General features: G+C 69.6%; 17 protein-coding genes. 7 read left to right on the forward strand and 10 right to left on the reverse strand.

The genetic code is table 11. The annotated features are described in order from the left end of the window. Positions 1 to 630 precede the first annotated feature (630 nt). Both CAP_RS30095 and CAP_RS30100 read right to left on the reverse strand, forming a co-directional pair. Positions 631 to 1080: a hypothetical protein gene (locus tag CAP_RS30095; RefSeq protein ID WP_156041267.1), complete on the reverse strand. Its 450-nt coding sequence runs from the start codon at positions 1078 to 1080 to the stop codon at positions 631 to 633. A gap of 112 nt (positions 1081 to 1192) precedes the next feature. Continuing rightward, positions 1193 to 1645, reverse strand: a complete 453-nt coding sequence (locus CAP_RS30100; protein WP_156041268.1) for a hypothetical protein — start codon at positions 1643 to 1645, stop codon at positions 1193 to 1195. Positions 1646 to 2272: 627 nt separating this feature from the next. Here CAP_RS30100 and arfB point away from each other — a divergent pair. After that, positions 2273 to 2707, forward strand: coding sequence for an alternative ribosome rescue aminoacyl-tRNA hydrolase ArfB (gene arfB / locus CAP_RS30105; protein WP_044247130.1), 435 nt, complete (start codon positions 2273 to 2275; stop codon positions 2705 to 2707). Positions 2708 to 2898: 191 nt separating this feature from the next. Here the strand turns inward: arfB and CAP_RS30110 are convergent, their stop codons facing one another. Both CAP_RS30110 and CAP_RS30115 read right to left on the reverse strand, forming a co-directional pair. Further along, a complete protein-coding gene (locus CAP_RS30110) occupies positions 2899 to 4218 on the reverse strand; it encodes an N-acetylmuramoyl-L-alanine amidase (protein WP_044247132.1) in 1320 nt (439 codons plus the stop codon). Then, positions 4199 to 4882, reverse strand: coding sequence for a hypothetical protein (locus tag CAP_RS30115; RefSeq protein WP_156041269.1), 684 nt, complete (start codon positions 4880 to 4882; stop codon positions 4199 to 4201). Before CAP_RS30115 ends, CAP_RS30110 begins: the two co-directional genes overlap by 20 nt. A 224-nt stretch (positions 4883 to 5106) precedes the next feature. On the opposite strand from CAP_RS30115, the gene CAP_RS30120 reads away from it, so the two are divergent. Beyond that, positions 5107 to 6048, forward strand: coding sequence for an alpha/beta hydrolase (locus CAP_RS30120; protein WP_197041417.1), 942 nt, complete (start codon positions 5107 to 5109; stop codon positions 6046 to 6048). Positions 6049 to 6091: 43 nt separating this feature from the next. Beyond that, entirely contained in the window at positions 6092 to 7447 is a 1356-nt protein-coding gene (locus CAP_RS45855; RefSeq protein ID WP_156041271.1) for a formylglycine-generating enzyme family protein, read from the forward strand. On the opposite strand, the gene CAP_RS52705 is transcribed toward CAP_RS45855, so the two are convergent. Beyond that, positions 7436 to 9805, reverse strand: coding sequence for a hypothetical protein (locus tag CAP_RS52705; protein WP_044247136.1), 2370 nt, complete (start codon positions 9803 to 9805; stop codon positions 7436 to 7438). The genes CAP_RS45855 and CAP_RS52705 overlap by 12 nt on opposite strands. After that, entirely contained in the window at positions 9802 to 10308 is a 507-nt protein-coding gene (locus CAP_RS30135; protein ID WP_052376340.1) for an HD domain-containing protein, read from the reverse strand. Before CAP_RS30135 ends, CAP_RS52705 begins: the two co-directional genes overlap by 4 nt. A 142-nt stretch (positions 10309 to 10450) precedes the next feature. On the opposite strand from CAP_RS30135, the gene CAP_RS30140 reads away from it, so the two are divergent. Next, a complete protein-coding gene (locus tag CAP_RS30140) occupies positions 10451 to 10843 on the forward strand; it encodes an NFACT RNA binding domain-containing protein (protein WP_052376343.1) in 393 nt (130 codons plus the stop codon). A 42-nt stretch (positions 10844 to 10885) separates the two neighbouring features. Further along, positions 10886 to 11341: a YybH family protein gene (locus CAP_RS30145; protein WP_044247138.1), complete on the forward strand. Its 456-nt coding sequence runs from the start codon at positions 10886 to 10888 to the stop codon at positions 11339 to 11341. Positions 11342 to 11444: 103 nt separating this feature from the next. Here the strand turns inward: CAP_RS30145 and CAP_RS30150 are convergent, their stop codons facing one another. The 3 genes from CAP_RS30150 to CAP_RS30160 all read right to left on the reverse strand — a co-directional run bounded on the left by CAP_RS30150 (position 11445) and on the right by CAP_RS30160 (position 17357). Next, the gene (locus CAP_RS30150) at positions 11445 to 12962 is read right to left on the reverse strand and encodes an NHL repeat-containing protein (protein WP_156041273.1); all 1518 of its coding nucleotides are present in this window, start codon (positions 12960 to 12962) and stop codon (positions 11445 to 11447) included. Between the two features lie 193 nt (positions 12963 to 13155). Then, complete coding sequence (locus tag CAP_RS30155; RefSeq protein ID WP_044247141.1) at positions 13156 to 13875, reverse strand: sensor histidine kinase; 720 nt, start codon at positions 13873 to 13875, stop codon at positions 13156 to 13158. 452 nt (positions 13876 to 14327) lie between these two features. Then, on the reverse strand, positions 14328 to 17357 hold the full coding sequence (locus CAP_RS30160) for a TIGR03960 family B12-binding radical SAM protein (RefSeq protein WP_044247143.1): 3030 nt from the start codon (positions 17355 to 17357) through the stop codon (positions 14328 to 14330). Positions 17358 to 17631: 274 nt separating this feature from the next. Here CAP_RS30160 and uvrB point away from each other — a divergent pair, with 274 nt between their 5' ends. After that, complete coding sequence (gene uvrB / locus CAP_RS30165; protein ID WP_044247173.1) at positions 17632 to 19767, forward strand: excinuclease ABC subunit UvrB; 2136 nt, start codon at positions 17632 to 17634, stop codon at positions 19765 to 19767. A 183-nt stretch (positions 19768 to 19950) separates the two neighbouring features. Here the strand turns inward: uvrB and CAP_RS30170 are convergent, their stop codons facing one another. Beyond that, positions 19951 to 21120, reverse strand: coding sequence for a hypothetical protein (locus tag CAP_RS30170; RefSeq protein WP_197041418.1), 1170 nt, complete (start codon positions 21118 to 21120; stop codon positions 19951 to 19953). A 122-nt stretch (positions 21121 to 21242) separates the two neighbouring features. On the opposite strand from CAP_RS30170, the gene CAP_RS30175 reads away from it, so the two are divergent. Then, positions 21243 to 22190, forward strand: a complete 948-nt coding sequence (locus CAP_RS30175; protein WP_197041419.1) for an endo alpha-1,4 polygalactosaminidase — start codon at positions 21243 to 21245, stop codon at positions 22188 to 22190. The last annotated feature ends 114 nt before the right edge of the window (positions 22191 to 22304 follow it).

Raw genomic sequence — 22304 nt, forward strand, 5'->3', positions numbered from 1 at the left:
CGAGGCGGGCGAGCGTGGCCCGGATGGAACTGCGGACCTTGGTAGGCGGGCACGCGTGCGGGTGAGTGACATCAAGTCCTGCGAGGTGCGCACACGCCTACCAGTGCGCCCTGCGGTTCTCCTGCTCCTCCTCGACCCTTGCGCGCTGGACATCGGCGGCGGCGCCCGCGAGGCGTCGGCCAACCTCGGGCGTCGCGGGCAAGCGACGTGTCGTTGCACACGATCATCCTGGAAGGAAACGGCCTCGACCTGGAGCCGCGAACCCTTGGGCGAGGCGAGGTCGAGCTCCGTTCGAGCACCCCCAGGGGTGGTTGTGGGGAGGTCGAACCCCGGTCCGGGCACCCCTCGGGGGTGGTTGTGGGGAGGTCGAACCTCGCGGGGGCACCCTGGAGGGGAGGCTGTCTGGAACTCGAACCTCGTTCAGAGACCCCCGAGGGGTGCCAGACTCGGGGTCCGAGTGCCGACGACGGTCGCCGAGGGGCGTGCCGGGAGGCTCGGGGAGGAGTTCGTGCAGCGCGTTCGCGTGACGCCGGAAATGCGGACGCCCGCCTGTCCCCTCTTTCCAGGAAGGGATAGGCGGGAGCCCATCACACCGCAGCTCGCAGCTCTCGAACCGCTGCGCGGCTGGCCTCAGTGGTCGTAGTACCAGATGATCTGGTTGTTCTCCTCGTCGATGAACACGGACACCAGGTCGTCGGCGTCGACGTCGTTGCCGCTGAGGATGGGCCCGATGTCGTTGCCGTTCGCGATGTTGCTGAGCAGATCGATGTTGGCGATGTTGCTGAGGATCAGGTTGTTCAGCACGCCCTGGAGGATGTTGGTGAGGATGCCGCCATCGAGGACATCACCGGTCTCCACGAAGAAGTGCTCGAAGGCGTCGAGCTGATCCACGCTGAGGACATTGAGGTCTTCCAGGGTGGTGTCGAGGTCCTCGATCGAATCGAAGAGATTGTCGCTACCACAGGCGCTGCAATCGTTCTCCCAGTCGTTGTCCCCGCCGCTCGCCATCGCAGGAGCGCTGATCATCATCGCCGCCGCCGCGCCCACCGCAATCATCGTCTGCTTCATTGCACGGTTCATGGTGAAAATCCTTTTCGTTCCGTCAGTTTCGCGTTCCGTATCCCTGTCGTCGACACCTGATGCGCAGGGGCCCGGGCAATCTGGGAGCACCGGGGGTCCTGCGGAGGGTGCCTCAGTGATCGTAGTACCAGACGATCTCGTGGTTCTCGTAATCGATGTCCACGGAGATCAGGTCGGAGAGGTCGACGTTGTTGCCGCTGAGGATCGGGCCGATGTCGTTGCCGTTCGCGATGTCGCTCAGCAGGTTGATGTTGGCGATGTTCTCGAGGATCAGGTTGTTCAGCACGCCCTGGAGGATGTTGGTGAGGATGCCGCCATCGAGGACATCACCGGTCTCCACGAAAAAGTGCTCGAAGGCCTCCATCTCGTCGATGCTGAGGACGTTGAGGTCCTCGAGGGTGGTGTCGAGGTTCTCGATCGAGTCGAAGAGGCTCGTGCTGTCGCAGGAGCTGCAATCGTTCTCCCAGTCGTTCTCGTAGCCGCCTCCGGTGGCCATGGCGGGGGCGCTGATCATCATCGCTGCTGCGCCCATCGCTGCCATCGCGCTCTTCATTGCGAAATTCATGTGGATATCCTCGTGTGATGCGCCGGGAGGCATCTTGATTGATGCGTCAATCGGCAGTGCTGACGGGTATTGCGATAGTCGTGCCTGTCCACGAACCCCCAGTTCGGCGCGATGATTCCGTTGCTTTTGGAAGAAGAAGCCGCGGGGAAGCCAGGAAACGTCAAGTGGGTGGGAGGATCTTCGCGGGAGAGGGGAAGACTGTTCCGTTCACTGGATCCAGAACCAGTTACGTCGAGAACGGCTCGTGACCGTCGGTAACACCGGACGTGCTCTCTGGGCACGGCGGGAACAAACGTCAGAGAGCGGAGAAGGCGTACGCACAGGAAGGACTAAACCATCGTGTTTCCTGAGTTTTCACGGTTGCAGCCTCCCTCCTTGGAGGCGCAGGTGCGCACGGGTGCGGTCCTGCAGGAGGGCAGGCGCACGGCGTCCCCGGCGGGTCGACGCGGGCGTGCCGGGCTCTGCCGTGTCCTGCCGCGCCTCGACGGGAGGAGCGGCATGCTCTAGAGGTGGTCGTCGCCGCGGCCGTCCCCGACGAGAGGGGCGCGCGGCGGCGGCTCGGGCACTCCGTGCGGGCCGCCCCGACGACCTGCGCGACCTGCGCGACTTCCCTTTGCGTGCATCCTCATGAGCGGCCCGATTGCCATTACCGAGAGCGTGTTCATCCCCGAGAGCGCGGTGCGCATGACCGCAGTGCGCGCGTCGGGGCCCGGGGGGCAGAACGTCAACAAGGTGTCCTCGAAGGTGGACCTGCGGGTGGACCTGGAAGCCATCGTGGGGCTCACCGACGACGCACGGGCGCGGCTGCGCAAGGCGGCGGAGACGCGGCTCGACGGGGAGGGGCTCCTCCAGATGACGAGCCAGAAGACCCGTGACCAGGTGCGCAACCTGGAAGACGCCCACGAGAAGGTGCGGGCGCTGGTGCGCGCGGCGATGGTGGCGCCCGTGCCGCGCAAGAAGGCGCGGGTGCCGCGGGGGGCCGTGGAGGCGCGGCTGTCGAACAAGAAGCACAACGCCGAGCGCAAGCAGCGCCGCAGCGGGCACGGGGACGAGGGGGCCTAGAGGGCCGAACAAACCCGGACCGAGATCCCACGCGGCTGTATCGCGAGGGAGGACTACGCCATGGCGGACCGCTCAAGCAGTGCGCCCAGGAAGCCCTTCCGACCCTCCGGGAGCACTACCTGATGGCGCACAAGCTCGCACGGAAGTTGGGCATCTGACGGCGGCGCACCTCCGTCCGGGCGCGCGACAGGCTATGGCTGCGATTCCAGGACGGGCTGGATGCCGGCCTGAGGGCCGAGCATGCCGACCAGGGTGTCCAGGTCCTTGCCGCTGCGGGCCACGACGTCCGTGCGGAGGATCGGCATGAGGATGGCGAGCGCGATCGCGACCGATCCCGACTCGTACATCGCGTTCGCGGCGGGGAGGGTGCTGGCGTCGGCCGCGGTGCCGCCGTTCACCGAGGCGATGTTCGCGGCGTATTGAACAGGGTTCCAGAGCCGGTCTCCGGACTCGATGTTGATGTAATCGCCCTCCAGGTAGCAGGTGGCGATCCCCTTCGTACCCAGATGGATCCTGGAGAGCGCGGCCGTGTTCACCACGGCATCGCCTTGCACCTTGATGCTCGGGGTGCTGTCGAGCTGCTTCATCATCGTGACCACATTGCCCACGACCGCTTTCGCGAAGGCGTCGCTGGTCACGAGCTCGAGGTCCTCGTTGATGTTGCTGCTCCGTTTCACCCGCTGCGCGCCGCGGATCGGCGATGTGGTCGAGAAGAGCCGTCGCTTGAAGCCCTCGGGCTGGTCTCGCGTCTGACCGACGACGCCGGGGGTGAGGTCCAGGTAGCCGGGCTCTTCCCAGGTCACCCGCTTCGTGAGGCCGTTGCGCGTGAACACCGACGGACTCCCCTCTCCGACCGAGTTGAAGTGGAGGATGACGAAGAAGTCGGCCTTGGCGTCCTTCGCGACCTTCGCCCGGTCTCTCCCTCTCAGGTTGAGGTTCTCGTCGGTCTTGGTGAGCAGCACCTCGATGTCGACGTAGGCGGCGAATTTGCCGGCCCAGTTGTCGAGGGTCTGCTTCACGATCGCCGCAAAGCGGTGGCTCATCGTCTTTTCGAGCACGTTGCTGACCACGCCGATGGCGTTGTTCCACGAGCTGTCGTCGTAGTTGTCGGTGTAGCTGGTGCCGCCATGACCCGGGTCGATGACGACGACATAGCGCGGCTTTTCGCACGGCGATTCGGTGGAGAGATCGCCGTCCGCCGCCGCGCAGTCCTTCTCGACCGCCTCGCCTTGCGTGGTCAACGTCTGCGTGTCGGCGTTGGCCGCAGCCGCCTGGGCCTCCACGTCGGCCCCGCAGCCGTTGACGCCGAACGTGCAGGGCTGGGCAGCGTTGGGCGTGAGCACCTTGTCCCCAGGGCCGAGGCTCGTGGGGTCGAAGCCGTTGCCCGTGGCACCCAGGTCGAACGTCTGGTCGCCGCGGACCACCTGGAGGTCGCGGATGTCGACGTTGTGCTGCCGCGCGATTCCATAGAGGGAATCGCCGGTCGTGACCTCATGTGTGAGTAGATCCACGGAGCCCCCTCATGATGGTGTCGGCGTCGTCGCGTCGCATCGCTGCGATCAGCCAGGCATAGGCCGGTGATTGCGGGTAATTCCACCCCAGGAGCACGCCCAGGAGGGCGCCGCGCAGGCGCCAGGCCTCGGGAACGCCGGAGGCCGAGAGCATCGGGAGGGTCCGCTCCAGGAAGGGCTCCAGCGCGTCGAGGTCGAGGTGCACGAGGCGGCGCGCGGGGATGTCTCGCAGCGCGCTCGCAAGGTTCGGCGGCGACGGTGGGGCCACGGGCCCGTCCGCGAGCTCGGGGATGTTCAGGAGGCAGCCTCGCGGCTCGCTGAAGGTGCCGTCCCAGGTCAGCATGTCGACATGCTGGAGGATGCGCGCCACGCGGAGACCCGGCGCCACCGGCGCCCGCCAGTAGCAGCGCTGCATCAGGTTCTCGTGCAAGGGATTGTCCGCGAAGCGGCTGCCGAAGAAGACGTAGCCGACCGAGTAGCGCAGGATGTCTCCCTTGCGCAGGTACTGCCACGACGCGGCTTCCTCGATCACCTGCAGGGCGGTCGCCTCCGCGTCGTCGTCGTCATGGAGAAGCTCGACGAACCACGGGAAGCGCGCGCTCCACCAGCGCTGCAGCTCCTGCGCGAAATCGCGGCGCGCTTCGTGCTCGAGTCTCGTGAGCATCTCGCGTGAGATCCTCAGCATTGGCGAGCATGATAGCCGTCACCTTCACGAGCGGGCATCACATTTCGTCGGTCCTCAAAAGTGCCCGACACCTCGGTGAATTTCAGCCGAGGATTCGACCAGGAACGCAGGCTGGCGCGAACGTAGGCGGGTGGAGGGGGCATGACGTCGGGACTGGCACGGCGGGGGCCCGGGGTTCATGGTTCGGGGCGATGACGCTCCACATGTCCAGCCAGACCCGCCCCTCCCGCCCGAGCCGCGCGAGCAGCACGAGCCGCGCCCGGAGGCACCTCGCCGTTGGTTCGCTCGTCCTCGCCTTCCTGGGGCTCGCCTCCGGGTGCGACAAGCCGCCTTCGGCGGGAGGGGCGCGCGAGACGCGGGAGACGGCAGGGGCGACGTCGGCTGCACCGTCTCCGTCAGCGGGGACGCCGGCGACGGGGGTGTCGTCCGTGGGCGCCTCGCCAGGGGCATCCCCGGCACCCCCGGGGAGCGGGAGTGTGGTGGCGACGGCTGGCAAGCCGGCGATCGAGTACCTGGAGATCCTGAGCGGTGGCGCGAAGGCGACCGATACGCTGCCGATGGTGGTCGCGCTCCACGGGCGCGGGGACAAGCCGGAGTCGTTCCAGGAGGTGCTGGCGGGGTTCGACAAGCCCGCGCGGTTCATCGTGCCGCGGGGACTGACGCCGCTCGGGAACGGGTACTCGTGGTTCGCGCTGGAGGGGGGGCTGATGGCGGAGATCACGGGGACGGGGATCCTGCAGGCGGCCGATGGGGTGGCGGCGCTGGTGAAGACGCTCGCGGCGGAGCGGCCGACGATGGGGAAGCCCATCGTGCTGGGGTTCTCGCAGGGCGGGGCGCTGTCGTTCGCGCTGGCGCTGTGGCACCCCGAGGTGATCTCCGCGGCGTTCCCGGTGGGAGGGTGGGCGCCGCCGGCGGTGCTCGCGGGGAAGGGGACGTCGGTGCCGATCCGGGCGATGCACGGGGAAGCCGACGAGCGGGTACCGATCGGGCCGACGCGCGAGGCGGTGGCGGCGCTGAAGGCGCGGGGTGTGCAGGCGGAGCTGAAGGGCTACCCGGGGATCGGGCACGCGGTGAGCCCGGAGATGCGGCTGGATCTGGCGCAGATGGTGCGTGACGCGCTGCCCGCGGCCGCGGCGCCGAAATAGGGGCGGATTGACGCGGCCGGGAGCCACACCTAGCGGTGGTACCGTGACCAAGACCTGTGCGGATCGTTCGGTGGTCGCCGCGGTGTTGCTGGCCCTCGGGGTGTGCAGCGCGGCTTGCTCGAAGTCGTCGGAAGATGCGGCGCCTCCGGCCGAGAGCGGGGCGCCGGTAGCCGCGACGGGGGCGCCGGGGTCGAGCGCCGCAACGACGGCTGCTGCACCGGCAGGGAAGGGGACATCGTCGGCGACAACGGGCGCGTCGGAGGAGGAACTGCTGCGCACGCCGGGGCCGTCGGTGAAGATCCCGGCGGGGAAGCTCGTGGCAGGGACGGCGTGCGGGGATCACCCGCGCGCGCCGGGGGAGGAGCTGGCCGGGGAGAGCGTCGAGCTCGGGGAGTTCGACATCGACGTGTACCCGTACCCGAACGATCCGACGAAGAAGCCGGCGACGGGCTTCAAGCGCGCGCGGGCGGCGGAGCTGTGCGAGATGCGTGGGCGGCGGCTGTGCACGGAGCTGGAGTGGGAGCGGGCGTGCAAGGGGCCGTCGAACACGCGCTACGAGTACGGGAACAAGTTCGAGGCGAAGAGCTGTCCGACGGGGCTGAAGAAGGACACGCCGCTCTCGGAGTTCGAGAAGTGCGCGAGCGGGTTCGGGGCGCGGGCGATGCACGGGTACGTGTGGGAGTGGACGGCGAGCCCGTGGAAGCGGGGGAAGGTGACGGAGGGGGAAGAGAAGGGCGTGCTGCGGGGCGGGTTCGGGGGGACGCCATACGCGAACATGCGGTGCACGTCGGTGAAGGCGGCAGATCCGGCGGTGGTCTCCTGGGAGGCAGGGTTCCGGTGCTGCGGGGGGACCGCGAACACGGCGGAGGTGGTGATCCCGGCGCCGGAGGAGGAGCCCGCGGCACTCGCGGAGGAGGCGTCGGTGGACGAGGCGCTCGCGGGGCGGCTGCAAAAGGCGCTGGCGCACGCGCAGGTGAAGACGGAGGGGACGTTCTCGAAGGTGTGGCGGTGGCGGCCGGCGTTCAACGAGGAGCTGATCGTGGCGCGCTTCGAGAGCAAGGGGGAGGAGGGCGGGGCGGTGGTGCAGCCGGTGGTGATCCGGCTCTGCGACAACGCGGTGTCGGTGCTCGGTCGGATGGCGGGGCCGGTCGGGGAGATGGGCGAGCCGGTGGTGAAGTCGGACGCGCCAGGGGCGGCGTCGTTCCCGCTGAAGAGCGGCAGCGACGCGGGCGACGTGAAGTTCGTGTACCAGTTCGCGCAGGTGGCCACGCAGGCGCCTCCGTGGGTGAAGGCGGGCGGGCCGGCGTCGAGCGCGAGCGCGGGGGCGTCGGCGGCTCCGACGGCAGCGCCGAGCGCGGCGCCCGCGGCTCCGACGGGTGCGCCTGTGTCAGGGCCGTGAGGGGCGAACGCCACGGACGTCGAAGATGGCGGTGTGGGGGTCCGGGCCGAAGCTGAAGCCGCGGTAGCTCTCGACCGAGGTGTGGTCGCGGCGTTCGAGGAGGTGGAGGTCGAGCTGGCGCTCGATGGCGTCGCAGCCGGGGGCCCCCTCGGCGCTGCCGCAGAGGGCGACGCGCACGTAGCGGACGCAGCCCGGGGCGTCGCCGAGGACGTCGCCGAGGAGGTTAGGCCGGCGCGTGTCGAGGCGGATGGAGGCGCCCGGGGCGCGGTTCGGGACGACGAAGGTGGGGAGGAATTCGTTGCGGCGTCCGGCGATGCCGACGTAGAGGACGCGGCACTCGGGCGGGACGTGGGCGAGGGCCTGGCGCGTCCAGTGGTACTCCTGGGCGTCGGTGGTGCGCGGTTCGCGGAGGCGCCAGGTGACGGCGATGGCGAGGGCGGCGGCGGCGAGGGCGGCGGCGAGAGCGGTGGTGCGCGCGCCGATGCGCCAGAGGCGTCGGGCGCGCGCGGGGGAGAGGCGCTCGCGGAGGAGGCGCGCAGGGGAGAGGCGGGCAGGGAGGAGGCGCGCGAGGAGGGTGCGTGCGCTGTCGCGGTGGGCGGGCGAGAGGTGCGCGGCGGCGAGGCCGAGGAGGAGGGGCCAGAGGTAGAGGCGGTCGAAGCTCTGCTGCCAGAGGGCGCTCTGGCCGTAGACGCGGCGGAGCAGGATGTCGGCCGCCGTGTAGAGCCACAGCATGGGCACGAGGCGGCGCGGTCGGACGAGGAGAGAGAGCAGGAGCAGGAGCGCCCAGGTGGGCCAGCGGTGGTGCTGCCAGAGGGCGGCAGGGCCGAGGTCGACGCGGGAGAGGTGGCCCGCGTGGATGGCGTCGAGGGTGGCGACGATGGCGCGGCCGCTGGTGAGCCAGAGGGTGGCGGCGGTGAAGGCGCCGAGGAGGGCGATGAGGCCGAGGTGGTGGGCGATGCGGGGCGGGGGGCGTGTGGGGGGCGCGGAGGGCGCGGAGGGCGATGCGGAGGGTGGGGAGGGAGCGGGGGGCGCGGAGAGAGCGGAGAGAGCGGAGGGCGACGCGGGGTGGAGCCAGGAGAAGCCGAGGAGGAGCCAGGTGGTGCTGAGGGCGGTGGGGATCCACGCGGCAGGGTGGAGGCGGACGGCGGTGATGGCGGCCCCCGCGGCGGCGAGGGTCCAGAGAGCGATGTCGAGGGGGCGGCGGCGCTCGGCGGCGTGGGCGGCGGAGAGCCAGGACCAGGCGCCGAGGAGGGCGCAGGTGAGGATGGGCGGGAAGTAGGACTCGGTGGCGGCTGTGAGGACCGAGATGGGGTCGAAGGCCAGGAGGACGGCAGGGACGAGGGCGCGGCGCGGGGTGAGGCCGAGGCGGAGGGCGAGGGCCCAGAGGAGCACCGGGGAGAGGGCGCCGAGGGCGGTGTTGAGGGCGAAGAGGGTGAGGTCGCCGGAGGCGCCGAAGGCAGGGACGAGGGAGAAGAGCTCGACGTAGCCGGAGCCGTAGTGCTGGAGTTCGGAGGGGTCGACGGTGGCGGCGAGGACCCAGAGGCCTCCCTGGCCGTTGACGTGGAGCGGGCCCCAGAGGCCGAGGACACAGCGGAGGGCGAGGGCGAGGGCGAAGAGGGCCGCTGCCGTGCGCAGGGGGGCGCGGGGAGGCGCAGATGCCGGGGAGGGTGGGGAGGAGAGGGCAGGAGGGGAGGGGGCTGGCGAAGGGGCGAGAGAGGCGTCGGAAGAGGGGGAAGGACGTCGGGCGCGGAAGGCGAGGGCGAAGAGGGCGAGGAGGGCGAGGAGGGCGAGGAGGAGCGCCCAGGGGGCACGCCAGGCGTGGTGGGCGATGGGGGGAAGGGCGCTGCGCAGGAAGCTCGGGGTGGCGCGGGCGCCGGTGGTGATGTCGTCGGGGTGGGCGGCGACCCAGGTGCAGAAGGCGTCGAAGGCGTGCTGCCGGGGGAGAGGGGTGGTGCGGAAATCGCTGACCTCGAGGAGGGGCGAGAGGCCCCAGCGGCCCTCGGTGCGGAAGGCGCGGGGCGTGGCCGGGGCCATGTCGACGTCGAAGGGCGGGGCGCCGGTGGGGGTGAGGCGGATGCGCACGCGGTCGCCGGTGCAGGCGATGGCGGAGGCAGGGACGGCGATCTCGGTGCCCGCGCGGGCGACCCAGCCATGCACCGAGGCGGCGCAGAGCGAGGGGTCGACGGCCGCGGGGGAGGAAGGATCCGTAGGCGGAGGAGGAGCGGCGCCGGGCGCAGGCGAGGGGACGCCGAGGGCGAGGAGCAGGGCAGCGGCGAGGAAGGCGCGCTTCACGAGGCTCACGGGTGGGGGGGGCAGGGAGCCGTTGGTGCTGTCGGTGCAGGGTGTGAACGGGGTCATCCGGGGTCGCGAGGCGCTGCGGCGAAGGCGGCTTGGAGGCGGGCCCAGAGGCGGGGGTCGCCGAGGCCTGCGAGGGCCTGGGTGAAGGCTTCGGCTTCGCTGCGGTACATGCGCAGCTTGTCAGGGCGGGTGCGCGCGGCTTCGACGTTGGCGATGCGGTCGGCGAGCTTGAGGAGGGCTGCACCTTCGGTGTCGCGGATCTTGCCGTACATGGAGGCGTTGCGCTCCTTGCGGGTCGCACCGACGCCGGTCACGGCCCACACGAGGGCGGCGACGTGGGCGCCGAAGCGGTCGGCAATCTCGTCGCGGGTGGTGGGGGTGTCTTCGAGGATGTCGTGCAGCCAGGCAGCGACGCCGAGGGCGCCTCCGTAGCCGTGGTCGGCGAGGACGGCGCGGACCCGCTCGAGGTGGAAGGTGTAGGGGTGGTCGCCGTAGCGCTGGGCGCCGTGCCGCTCGGCGGCGAAGGTGCGCGCTGCCTGTTCGAGGTCGGAGAGGTCCAGCACGGGGATGCAGGATAGCGGGAGCGCGCGCGGTGGAGGGCGTGAACTCGGGCGCCGGGATGCGGGGCCGTGCGGGTATCGGCAGGGAGGACGGACGCGCGGGTTGTGGCTTGTGTTCGCTGGCAGCGCGCCGCATGCTGCCGCCGTGGGCAGCAAGGGACGACCCTACCGCACGGTGATGGTGGAGGGCTTCGAGGTCCTCATCGGGCGTGGGGACGAGGACAACGATCACCTCACGTTCGACGTGGCGAAGCCGAACGATCTGTGGCTGCACGTGGGGGGCGGGACGCCAGGGAGCCACGTGGTGGTGCGCAACCCCGAGCGCGTGGAGGTGCCCAAGCCCGTGGTCGAGGTCGCGGCGGCCGCGGCGGCCTGGTACTCGAAGGCGCGGGGCAGCGCGCGGGTGGAGGTGCACGTCTGCAAGGCGGCGGACGTGTCGAAGCCGCGTGGCGCTCCGGCGGGGCTGGTGTCGCTGGCGCGCTACAAGAGCATGCGGGTGCGGCCTGCTGCGCCAGACGCGGGCGCGGGCGACGATTGAGGTGCGAAGCACATGCGCAAGCAGGAGTGAGCGAGGGAGACCATGACCGCTATCGCAGAGATCCGTGAGCTCGTGGCGCGGTTCACCGGCGCCTTCGGTGCAGGGGACATGGAGACGCTGCGCGCGGTGTTCTCCCGGGACGAGACCCTGCTGTTCTATGGCACCCAGGTGAACCTGCACATTGTGGGGTGGCCCGGGCTCGAGAGGGCGTTCGCGCACCAGTTCGCGGCCATGCAGGACCTCCGGGTCAGTGTCGATCCGGATTCACTGGTGATCACCGTGCTCGCCGAGGGGCGCGCCGCGTGCGTGGGGACGCCGCGCCTGCGCTTCCAGGCGCGCATGGGCGAGCGTCCGTTCGACCTGCCGAGGATCCGGATGACGGCGGTGGCGGAGCGCCGCGGCGAGGGGTGGGTGTTCGTGCAGATGCACTGGTCGCTGACGGACCAGGAGGTCGTCATCGCGCAGGAAGGGGAAGCTGCGGGCGAAGGCGCGGGGTGAAGGGGGGGGCAGGACCGGGAACGAGGCCGCGCTGGGACCGTGCGGAGGCGGGGCGGGGCGGGGGGCCGCGGCCCTGGTCAGGGGGCGCGCGGGAGGCGCCGGGTCAGGGCCTGAGCACCGAGAGGAAGAGGTCCTTGCCGCTCGCGCTGGAGAGGGTGCCGCAGCCGAGGTCCAGGTGGCCATCGAAGACGCCGGTGAGGATCACCTTGCCTGCGCTGCCGGCAGCAATGGCGGATGCCCGCTGGTCGGCTGCGTCGCCGAGGTGCTGGCTCCAGGCAGGCGCGCCGTCGAGCTTGCGCAACCTGGCCGCGAAGGTGTCGGTGCCGCCCGCAGAGGCGTGGTGGGTGCCGCCGAGTTGAAGGGCACCCTGGAGAGAGCCCCCGAGCAGCACGTCGCCTGCGGAGTCGACGCTGAGCGTGTCGATGGAGGTGTTCTCCAGGGCGGTGCCCCACAGGGCTTCCCCCGCAGCGTTCAGCTTCAGCACGAAGCTGGCACCGCTCTCGGGATTCTCCGTGGTGAGCTGGACGGTGTCGACGTCGAGGGTTCCGGCGAAGAGACCGGTGAGGACCATGTTTCCGAGCGGGTCGACCGTCATGGCCTTCGTGAAGGTGTCGGAAGCGTCCGAGGGGCCCTCCTGCGGGCGCTCCCGGAAGATCCTTGCCCAGCGGAGGGTGCCCTCAGGGTCGAAGCTCGCCGCCAGCGTGTTGGCGAAGGCATCGCCCTGGAGGGTCACGCCATCGATGACGGAGCGCTTGGACTCTTCGGCGATGTAGATGTTGTTCTGGCTGTCCGTGGCAATGGCCACCGGCGTCTGGTCCACCGAGCCGCCGAATGACTTTCCCCACAGGGGATCGCCACGTTCGTCGAATTTGACGATCACCGGCCACAGGGCGCCATTGTCGAGTTCAAATCCTCCGTAATCGACGGTTCCTTCGAGATTGCCGAAAAGGAGGGCATCGCCCGTCGAATCGACGGTGACCGCGTGGGCCCAGGCGATGGCTTGTCCATCTCCCGCGAAGGAGCGGCTCCAGACGTGCCTCCCCTGGGAGTCCAGCCGCGCGAGGAAGATGGCCAGGTAGGCGGTCTCCATCGGGGTGCCGCCGAGATCCAGGGAGCCCTCGAACATGCCGGTGATGACGACGCCTCCGTCGGGCGTCGCGGCGAGGCCGGTCAACGACTGGTGCCCTCCGTCTCCGAAATGCTTGCTCCAGCGGATATCACCCTGCTCGCTGAGACTGGCGAGGAAGATATCGCTGCTCCCTGCCGTGCTGACGAAGCTGTCGTTGCCGAGGTCGAGGGGGCCCTGGAAATCGCCACCAATCAGGAGGTTTCCTGTGCTGTCGACCGCGAGCAAGGCGCCATGAGGAGCGTTCTGGCCTTCCCCGAAACCGGGGCCACCGAGGCCGACGCTGAACAGGCAAGACGAGCAAGGCGCCGTGTCCGGCTCGTTCGGTATCTCGGCATCCGGCTCGTTCGGTGTCTCGGCATCCGGCTCGTTCGGTGTCTCAGCACGTGGTGTGCTCTGGGGCTTCAAGGCCTCGCTCGAAGCATCGAGGCTACACCCCGTGGTCATTGCGGCGAGCAGCGCCCAGGCGCTGCCCCGTTTCCAAGCTCGTCCCATGGCCGGGCTCCTGTGGCGTGGTGCCGCGTGTGGGCGCGAGGGGCGCTCCATCAAGTCGGCGATAACGTGGATCCAAGCACAGGGTGGACCATGTATGGCGGACGACGGGAGGTCGCCGCCGAGTGAATGGGATGCACAGATCCCGCGGGACGAGAGCATCAGGGAGGTAGGGAGGGCGGCGAGAGGGCTGCTGCTACACGCTGCCGAAGCAGATGGTGTCGCTGACGATGGGCAACCATAGCCGGAACACGGCGCCGCCCCGCTTGCTCGTCATCACCGTGATCTCGCCGCGGTGGGCTTCGACGATCACCCGGCTGAGGGTGAGGCCGAGCCCGGTGCCCGCGACCTTGGTGGTGGCGAGGGGCTCGAAGATGCGCTCCATGACGGTCGCGGGCAGGCCAGGTCCGTTGTCTTCCACCTCGATCCAGGTGCGCTCGTCGGCGCGCCAGGCACGGGTCCAGATGGTGGCCTCCGGGCTGCTGGCGAGGGCATCGATGGCATTCAGGTAGAGGTTGGAGAACACCCGTTCGAGGAGGACGGGATCGCAGCAGACGGTCAGGTCCGCGGGCTCGACGGCGGTCTCGAAGCGGATGTGGCCAGGGGCGACGAGGCCGTGGCGCGCACCCTCGATGAACTGACGCAGAGGCGCTGGCTCGCACCGGAGAGGCTCCCCGCGGGCGAGACCGAGGACGCTGCCGATGACCTGCTGCGCTTTGCGGATCTCGGCAGAGACCTTGGTGAGGTGTCCCGAGACGAGGGCGCGGTCGTCGAGGTCGCGCTGGGCGAGGAACAGCGACGACTCGGCCACGGCGAGGGCGTTGCGAAGCTCGTGGGCCACGCTGGCGCCCACAGCACCCGCGGCAGCGAGGCGCGCGGCGCGACAGGCCAGGTCGGCGGTATCGACGTCCGACATGCCTGCAGAGGTTACTAAAAGGGAGCCAAGCGAAGAAGAAGCGAAGCAAGACGGCACACCGTCGGTGGCTTGAGTCGGCTTGCGGCTCCAGCCACCGGCGGCGCGCCGGTAGGCGGCGCGAAGGAAAGGCTCAAGGAAGAGGTGAAAGCGAAGGGGAAGAGAAGGGAAGAAACGAGTGGGACCGGCTGTTGACCTGTCCGACGCCCGCCTATAGGAGCAAGAGTGGTGCCGAGGGTGCGCCCGGGGCGAAGGACCGCAAAATCCTCGGGCAAACAGGGGGATCGATCCCCTGAGCGCGCTGCGACCCCTGACATTGCTGTCACGGGGGCAGGGGGCCACGGACCGGCGTGCTCCTCTGCTGGCACAGGGGGGGGCAGGGCCTCGGCTGCAGGCTCAGCCAGGTGTAGCGGTCGCGGTGTTCGCTGGGGGAGCGGGAGGCAGGAGCCGCAGGACTACTCGGCGTCGGCCGCCAGGGCAGGGGAGGGCGCGCGCTCCTTGGCCACGGGGGCAGGGCGCGGACGGCGGAGGGCAGGGAGGTCCAGCGGGGAGACGCGCTGGCCTGCCTCGTTGCGCCCGAAGAGTTCCAGCCTGATTGCGCGGTGGGGCGGTGCAGCGCCGTCCTCGCCGGCGATGACGGTGGCGACCTCGGAGGATTTGACGGAACCGGAGCCGAGGATGTCGACCTCGACATCGAGGGCGACGACGTCGCCGGTGAGGCCGGCCTGTGCGAGCGAGGCGAGCGCCTCGGCGGAGGCCACCTCGGCGCGCTTGAGGTAGGTGCGCACGTCCACCATCTTGCCGATGCCGCTGACCTCGCGGCGGAGGGTGAGCGAGGTGGCGTCCATGGCTGCGCGGCAGCGGGCGGCGAGGAGCTGCTCGGCGTCGGCCCCGCCTGCTGCAGCGCGCGCCATGACGAGGAGGTAACGGGCGCCTGCGATGACCCTGCCGAGCGGCGGATCCTCGGCGCCGAGGCGCGCTGCAGCGCGGAAATTGAGGCCGCGGGGGCTCGAGGCCGTCATGGCCTTGACGAGATCGGCAAGGGCGTCGGGCTCCAGCGCCTGTTCGAGCCGCACGTCGGCGTACTCGTCGAGGGTGATCACGCCGAGCGAGAGCGCGGGGCCGAAGGTCATGTCCGGCTTGGGGTGGAAGCCGATGGTGTAGGTCATTGGCACGCCCACGCGGCGCAGCACCCGGGGAAGCTCGCGCACGACGTCGAGGTGGCCGAGGAGGGCCATCGGTCCGGTCTTCTCGTAACGGAGCCGGTACGCGATGCCTCCTCGCCCCTGGGGCTGGGGAGGGCGCTTCTTCGCCTGGGCTGGCGCGCGGGGCGGCGGGGAGGCCGCACTGCGCTCCGGGTCATCGCTCGCCGCCGCTGAAGGAGCGTTCGTGTGCTGCGTGTGCTGCGCGTCCTGCGTGTGCTGCGCGCTCTGCGCGTCCTGCGTGTGCTGCGCGTCCTGCGTGTGCTGCGTCTCTTGCGCATCCTGCGCGGGCGACATCTCCTCCGCCCCGGGCTTGAGCACCGGCAGGGCGCGCCGTTCGGCGCCGAGCTTTTCGAGGAAGCTGAAGCGCTCCTCGCGCATCAGCGACAGGTCGCAGGCGACGCCGCAGTCGTAGCAGACCAGGCGCCGCTCGTCGGCGCGGGCATCTTCGAGGTTCGTGTGGTGCACGAACATGCCGGCCACCTTGCCGCAGGGAGGGCTGAGGCGGCTCTGGAGGGCCTTGCGGTACTCCTTGGCGAGGAAGCCCTCTTCCAGGCCGACGTCGATGTGATCCCAGGGCAGCCGCGCGGTGAGGGGGAACGTCCCGAGGTAGCGGGTCCGGTCGATGCCGAAGTGGGTGAAGGCCTCCTCCCACACCTCGAGCTTGAGCTGGTCGTCCCACGAGTCGAAGCGGGCGCCGTTGTGGAACGCGCGCTCCAGGACGTCGGCGAGGCGGCGGTCACCGCGCGCGAAGATGCCTTCGAGGACGCTGGCGTGGGGCTCGTGGGTCCGGAGGGTGACGGCGCGGTGAGGGCGCACGGTGTCCTTGAGGAGCTGCTGCTTGCGGGCGACCTCGGAGAGGGGGTCCATGGCCGCCCACTGGAAGGGCGTGTGGGGCTTGGGCACGTGCGTCGAGACGCTGACGGTGACGTCCGCGGGCTTGCCCTTGCCGGCGGCCCTGCGGCCGGTGGACGCCGTGCGCGCGCCCGTCTGGACGATGCCGCGCACGTCGTCGTCGGTCTCGGTGGGGAGGCCGATCATGAAGTAGAGCTTCATCTTGCCGAAGCCGCGGGAGAAGACGCGCTCGGCGGTCTCGAGGAGCTGCTCCTCGGTGACGTTCTTGTTCACCACGTCGCGCATGCGCTGGGAGCCAGCCTCGGGCGCGAAGGTCAGCCCTGCGGCGCGCACCCGCTTGAGCTCATCGAGGAGGTCGGGCTCCAGGCCGTAGGCGCGCAGAGAGGAGACGCCGAGGGTGACCCGCTCGGCGGCGAGGCGCGCGCCGATCTTCTTGATGAGGGGCGAGATGCAGGAGACGTCCGCCGTGGAGAGCGCGGTGAGCGAGACCTCGTCCTGGCCCGAGCGCTTGATGGCGCGGAGCACCGTCTCGACGACCTGCTCGGGGTCACGCTCGCGCACGGGGCGGTAGATCATCCCCGCCTGACAGAAGCGGCAGCCCTCGGTGCAACCGCGGGCGATCTCGATGGACATGCGGTCGAAGATGGCCTCGGGGCCGCCGGTCGGCGCGTCGTCGGGGAAGGGATACTTGTCGAGATCGACGAGCGCGCGGCCCACGGGGAGCGGCAGATCGGGCAGGAGCGCGCGGTCGACCACGCCGATACCGATGTCGGGATCGATGCGCGTCTCGTAGAGCGAGGGCACGTAGACGGCGCCGAGGCGCGCCAGCGCAACGAGGCGCTCGGCCCGCGGGACGCCGGCCTTCTTGAGCCGGGTCCAGGTGAGGGAGACCTCGGTGGCCTTCTCCTCGCCGTCACCGATGACCAGCAGATCCATGAACGGGGCGATCGGCTCGGGGTGAGTCGCCACGGGGCCACCAGCGATCACCAGGGGGTCGTCCTCGCCGCGATCCGCCGCGCGCAGGGGAATCCCGCCGAGCTTCAGCATGGTGAGGATGTTCGAGTAAGTGAGCTCGAACTGGAGCGAGAAGCCCACGACATCGAAGTCGCGGAGGGGCCTCGCCGACTCCAGCGACACGAGCGGCAGCCCCCGCCGGGTGAGCTGCGCCTCCATGTCGACCCACGGGGTGTAGCAGCGCTCGGCGAGGGTGCGGGGATCGTCGTTGAGGATCTTGTAGAGGATCTTGAAGCCGAGGTGGCTCATCCCGATGTCGTACACATCGGGAAAAGCCAGGCAGACGCGCGCCTCCACGCTCGACCAGTCCTTGACGACCGACCCCACCTCGCCGCCGGTGTAGCGGGCCGGCTTGTCGACCTGGTCGAGGAACGAGGCGTACGGATGGTCGGGGAGAAGGGGAAGGCTATCCATGGGTGGCCACCCGCACGTAGCACGGTGGGCTCCAGCGCGGCACAACCACTGCAGCTCAGCCACAATGCCCACCATGACTGCGCTCGCCACGCAGCGGCATGGAGGTGAGACGGACGGAGCATGACGAGGTCATGAGAGGCATGACGAGGCATGCCGAAGCACAACGAGCCACAACGAGACCGGAGAGCCGGGCAGCGTCGCGAGGAACCTGCCCTGCGGGCGGAATTCTGCGGGGTTGCGGGCGGGGCGAGCGACCATTAAGTTCCCGCTCTTCATGCCCACCCCCTTCGAGCTGGTCTCGGATTTCAAGCCCTGCGGCGACCAGCCGCGTGCCCTCCAGGAAATCTGCACCGCATTCGAGCGAGGTGATCGGTTCCAGGTGCTCCTCGGCGTCACCGGCAGCGGCAAGACCTTCACGGCCGCGAAGGTGATCGAGCACTTCCAGAAGCCGACCCTCATCCTGGCGCCGAACAAGACGCTGGCGGCCCAGCTCTATGGCGAGATGCGCGAGCTGTTCCCGAACAACGCCGTGCAGTACTTCGTCAGCTACTACGACTACTACCAGCCCGAGGCCTACGTCCCCGCGAGCGACACGTACATCGAGAAGGACGCGATCATCAACGACGCGATCGATCGGATGCGCCACGGGGCGACGCACGCGCTCCTCTCGCGACCCGACGTGATCATCGTCGCCTCGGTGAGCTGCATCTACGGCATCGGCTCTGCCGAGAGCTACCACGGGCTGCTCATCAAGCTGGAGAAGGGCGAGGAGTTCCGCCGCGACGAGCTCCTGCGCCGGCTGGTGGACATCCAGTACACGCGCAACGACATCGATTTCCACCGCGGCACGTTCCGGGTGCGCGGGGACGTGGTGGAGATCTTCCCGGCCTACGAGGAGTCGCTGGCGATCCGCGTGGAGTTCTTCGGGGACGAGATCGAGGCCATCAAGGAGGTCGATCCGGTGCGTGGCAAGGTGGTCGGGCAGCTCGATCGCTATGCCGTGTACCCGGGCTCCCATTACGTGACCGAGCAGCAGCAGCTCCGCCGATCCATCGCCGCCATCCGCGAGGAGCTGAGGGACCGCATCGACTACTACGACAAGGCTGGTCGCTTCCTGGAGAAGCAGCGCATCGAGCAGCGGACGATGTACGACCTCGAAATGCTGGAGCAGATGGGCTTCTGCAACGGCATCGAGAACTACTCACGCCACCTCTCGGGCCGGAACCCCGGCGACCCGCCCCCCACGCTGATCGACTACTTCCCCAAGGACTTCTTGCTCATCGTCGACGAGTCTCACCAGACCATCCCCCAGGTGGCGGCGATGTACCGGGGCGACCGCGCCCGCAAGGAGACGCTCGTCGAGCACGGCTTCCGCCTGCCCAGCGCGCTCGACAACCGCCCGCTCAAGTTCGACGAGTTCGAGGAGCACTACAACCGGGTGCTCTTCGTCAGCGCCACGCCGGGTGACTACGAGGTCGAGCGCTCCGGGGGCGTGGTGGTCGAGCAGATCATCCGGCCCACGGGCCTCACCGATCCGGAGATCACGGTGCGCCCGGTGGCCGGGCAGGTGGACGATCTGCTCGCGCGGGTCCGCGAGACCGTGAGCGCCGGAGAGCGCGTGCTCGTCACCACCCTGACCAAGCGCATGGCCGAGGACCTCACCGAGTACTACACGGAGCTCGGGGTACGGGTGCGCTACCTGCACTCCGACATCGACACCCTGGAGCGCGTCGAGATCCTCCGCGATCTGCGCCGCGGCGAGTTCGACGTGCTCGTCGGCATCAACCTGCTGCGCGAGGGCCTCGACTTGCCCGAGGTGTCGCTGGTCGCGATCCTCGACGCCGACAAGGAGGGCTTCCTGCGCAGCCTGCGGTCGCTCGTCCAGACCATTGGCCGCGCGGCGCGCAACGTGCGCGGACACGTCCTGATGTACGCAGACCGGATGACCGAGGCGATGAAGAACGCCATCGGCGAGACCGACCGCCGTCGCGCCATCCAGCAGGAGTACAACAAGCAGCACGGGATCACGCCGGCCACGGTGAAGAAGGCCATCCTCGACCTGTCGCCGACCTCGGGCGGGCGCGACTACTACGCCGTCTCCAAGGGCCCGGCGCGCGCCACGACAGCGCAGTCCGGCAAGGGTGCCGTCGACCTCGCCGACCAGATCGAGGCGCTGCGCCAGGAGATGTTCGCCGCCGCCGAGAACCTGGAGTTCGAGAAGGCAGCGCGTCTGCGGGACCAGCTCCGGGGCTTGAAGTCGCTGCAGGGCACGGAAGAGGTGGCCGAGATCAGCGCGGCTCCTGCCAAGCCGAAGCGGCGGGCTTCGGCGGCTGGCGGGGCGGGGCGGCGTGGGGGAGGCGCGAGCCCTCCTGGTACCGCGCGGGGGCGGGGCAGGACCGGCTCTCGCTGAGCCGCTCGCAGAGGGTGCAGGCTACCGGCGGTTGCAGCGGCAGCTCGCCGGTTGCTGCTGCGGCGCAGACTGGCGAACGCAGGCCGTGAGCCCGGTGAGGGCGAGCAGGGTGAGGGCGAGGAGGATGCTGGAGCGCCGCATGGTCTCTCCAGGTTCCTGCCGCCGGGTGCCGGCGTCAAACCGCTACAGGGTGGCGGTGGCCCGTCGTCCTGAGTGGAGCCCCAGCGCGCTCTCCAGGTAGGCCCGCTTGGGCCCCAGGGGGGCGGCGTGGTACGGCGAGCGGATCTCGCGACGGCCGCAGCCAGGCAGGTCCACGATGACGTGATCTCCGGGCAGGAGCTTGCCCTCGTCCGCGAGGAGCGCGTGCGCGAACATCTCCGCGAAGTCCTCGGTCGGGTAGCGCGCTGCGGTGGGCGTCACGAAACCGGCGCCCACGAGCGCGAGGCCGCCGGCGCACACGTCCCGCGCCAGTGTCGCCGGCGTGCGCCGTGGCCGCGCCAGCGCGTAACCGGGGACCAGGGGATCCGGATCTGCCCCGATGGTGTCGAGGAGCGAGCCCCAGGTCATCGGATCCAGGCTGCGCCGCGGGACCACCGCGCGTACCCGGGTCTTGCCGCGTGTACCCGGGAGGGTGCTCCCGTCCGTGGTCATCACCTTCCAGGAGAAGCCCGTGAACCCGTCCAAACCGTGCACCTGCATCCGCAGCGCGTCGTCGAGGACGAACTCCCCGGTGAGCAGAGAGAGCGCATGTCCCAGCTCGTGGAGGAGCAAGTAGCGCGCCGCGTGGTGGAGCGCGCCCACCTCTCCCGAGCCCCGCGGCCTGCGCAGCGGGTCGTTCTCCCCGAGCACTGCCGCCGGATCCGCCGCGAGCGCGCGCCAGTAGAGCCCTGGCACCTCGGCGTCTCGCAGCGGCCTGTCGAAGGGGAACTGCGCCTCGTCGAGCAGGATGAAGCCCCCCGTCGCGGCGACCTCATCGACCCCGCATGTCAGGAACACCGCCGCCGCGCTCTCGATGTTCCGCGCGTACCAGACCCCGTGCACCCGATCGAGGACCCGCTGGGCGATGGGGTGGAGCCCGCGCATCACATCCTCGGTCCTGGCCCGCAGCTCGGGCGAGAGTGTCGCCACCAGCGTACCGTGATCTGCCAGGTACTCCCTGGCGCGGTCTCGGCATTCCCCCGCGGGAGGCCTCAACTTGTCCCCGACCTCGGTGAGGGCCGCTCCTGGTTCCTGGCCAGATGCTCCGAGCACCTCGGCATAGCGCGGCCGCCCTGCCCGCGCACAGCCCGTGATGACCAGCAGCAGGGATGCGCAGAGCGCACACATTGCGAGCTGGACAGCGAATCTTCCCACCGTGCAGCCCCTAAATGGCACCCAATGTCAATAGCATTCTTGGCGAGATTGGCCACTGCATGCCCCTGCATTTCGGTGCCTCGGGCTGTCCTGCGGTAACGGAGCGCGCATAGGATGAGGTCATGCAACCCATGTTCCGGAGCGGTGTACCGCTGGCGCTTTCCTTCCTGCTCTTTGCCTGCAGCATGACGGCCTGCGGAGATGACGACGCTGACGGTAGTGATGGCGGAGGCGGTAGCGGCGCAGCAGGCGAAGGCGGCAGCGGCGCTGCCGGTGGGGGTGGCAGCGGCGCATCCGGTGGAGGCGGCGAAGGGGGAAGCGGGGGCAGCGGGGGCGGTAACGGTGGCAGCGGCGGCGTGCTGCAGCTTCAGCCAGGCGTCGACTGGCAATGGCAGCTCTCGGACCCGCCCATCGACACGTCGTTCGACGTGCCGGTATACGACATCGACCTATTCACCACCGAGGACGAAGAAATCGGAGCCCTGCACGCGGCTGGCCGCAGCGTGATCTGCTATTTCAGCGCAGGCAGCTTCGAGGATTACCGGCCCGACTCTGCGGACTTCCCGGATTCGGTGAAGGGCAGCCCCCTCGATCCGCCCTTCCAGGACGAGCTGTGGATCGACATCCGGACCCCGGAGGTCCGCGCGATCATGCAAGCCCGGATCGAATACGCTGTCCAGCGCGGATGCGACGGCGTCGAGCCCGATAACGTCGACGGCTACACGAATGACAATGGTCTCGGGTTGACGGCAGACGATCAGCTCGACTTCAACCGCTTCATCGCCACCACGGCGCACGAGCGCGGCCTGTCGGTGGGGCTCAAGAACGACCTCGAACAGCTCGCCGATCTCGTGGACGACTTCGACTGGGCCCTGAACGAGGAGTGCTTCACCTACGACGAATGCGATCTCTACGCGGACACCTTCATCGCGGCAGGCAAGGCCGTCCTCCACGCGGAGTACGTGGACGAAAGCGAACTCGATGCGGTGTGCGCGGTGACCCAGCCGCTCGGTCTGAGCACCCTCATCAAGCACATCGAGCTCGACGCTTACCGCGTCACCTGTCCCTAGTACTGCGTACGGCGAAGCAGGGACCTTCGGTCCCTACGCTCCCGATGGTCGGTACTGCGTACGGCGAAGCAGGGACCTTCGGTCCCTGCTCTGAAAAGGACTCCAAGGTCTCTG

It is taken from the genome of Chondromyces apiculatus DSM 436, assembly GCF_000601485.1.
In the GTDB taxonomy this organism is placed as follows: domain Bacteria; phylum Myxococcota_A; class Polyangia; order Polyangiales; family Polyangiaceae; genus Chondromyces; species Chondromyces apiculatus.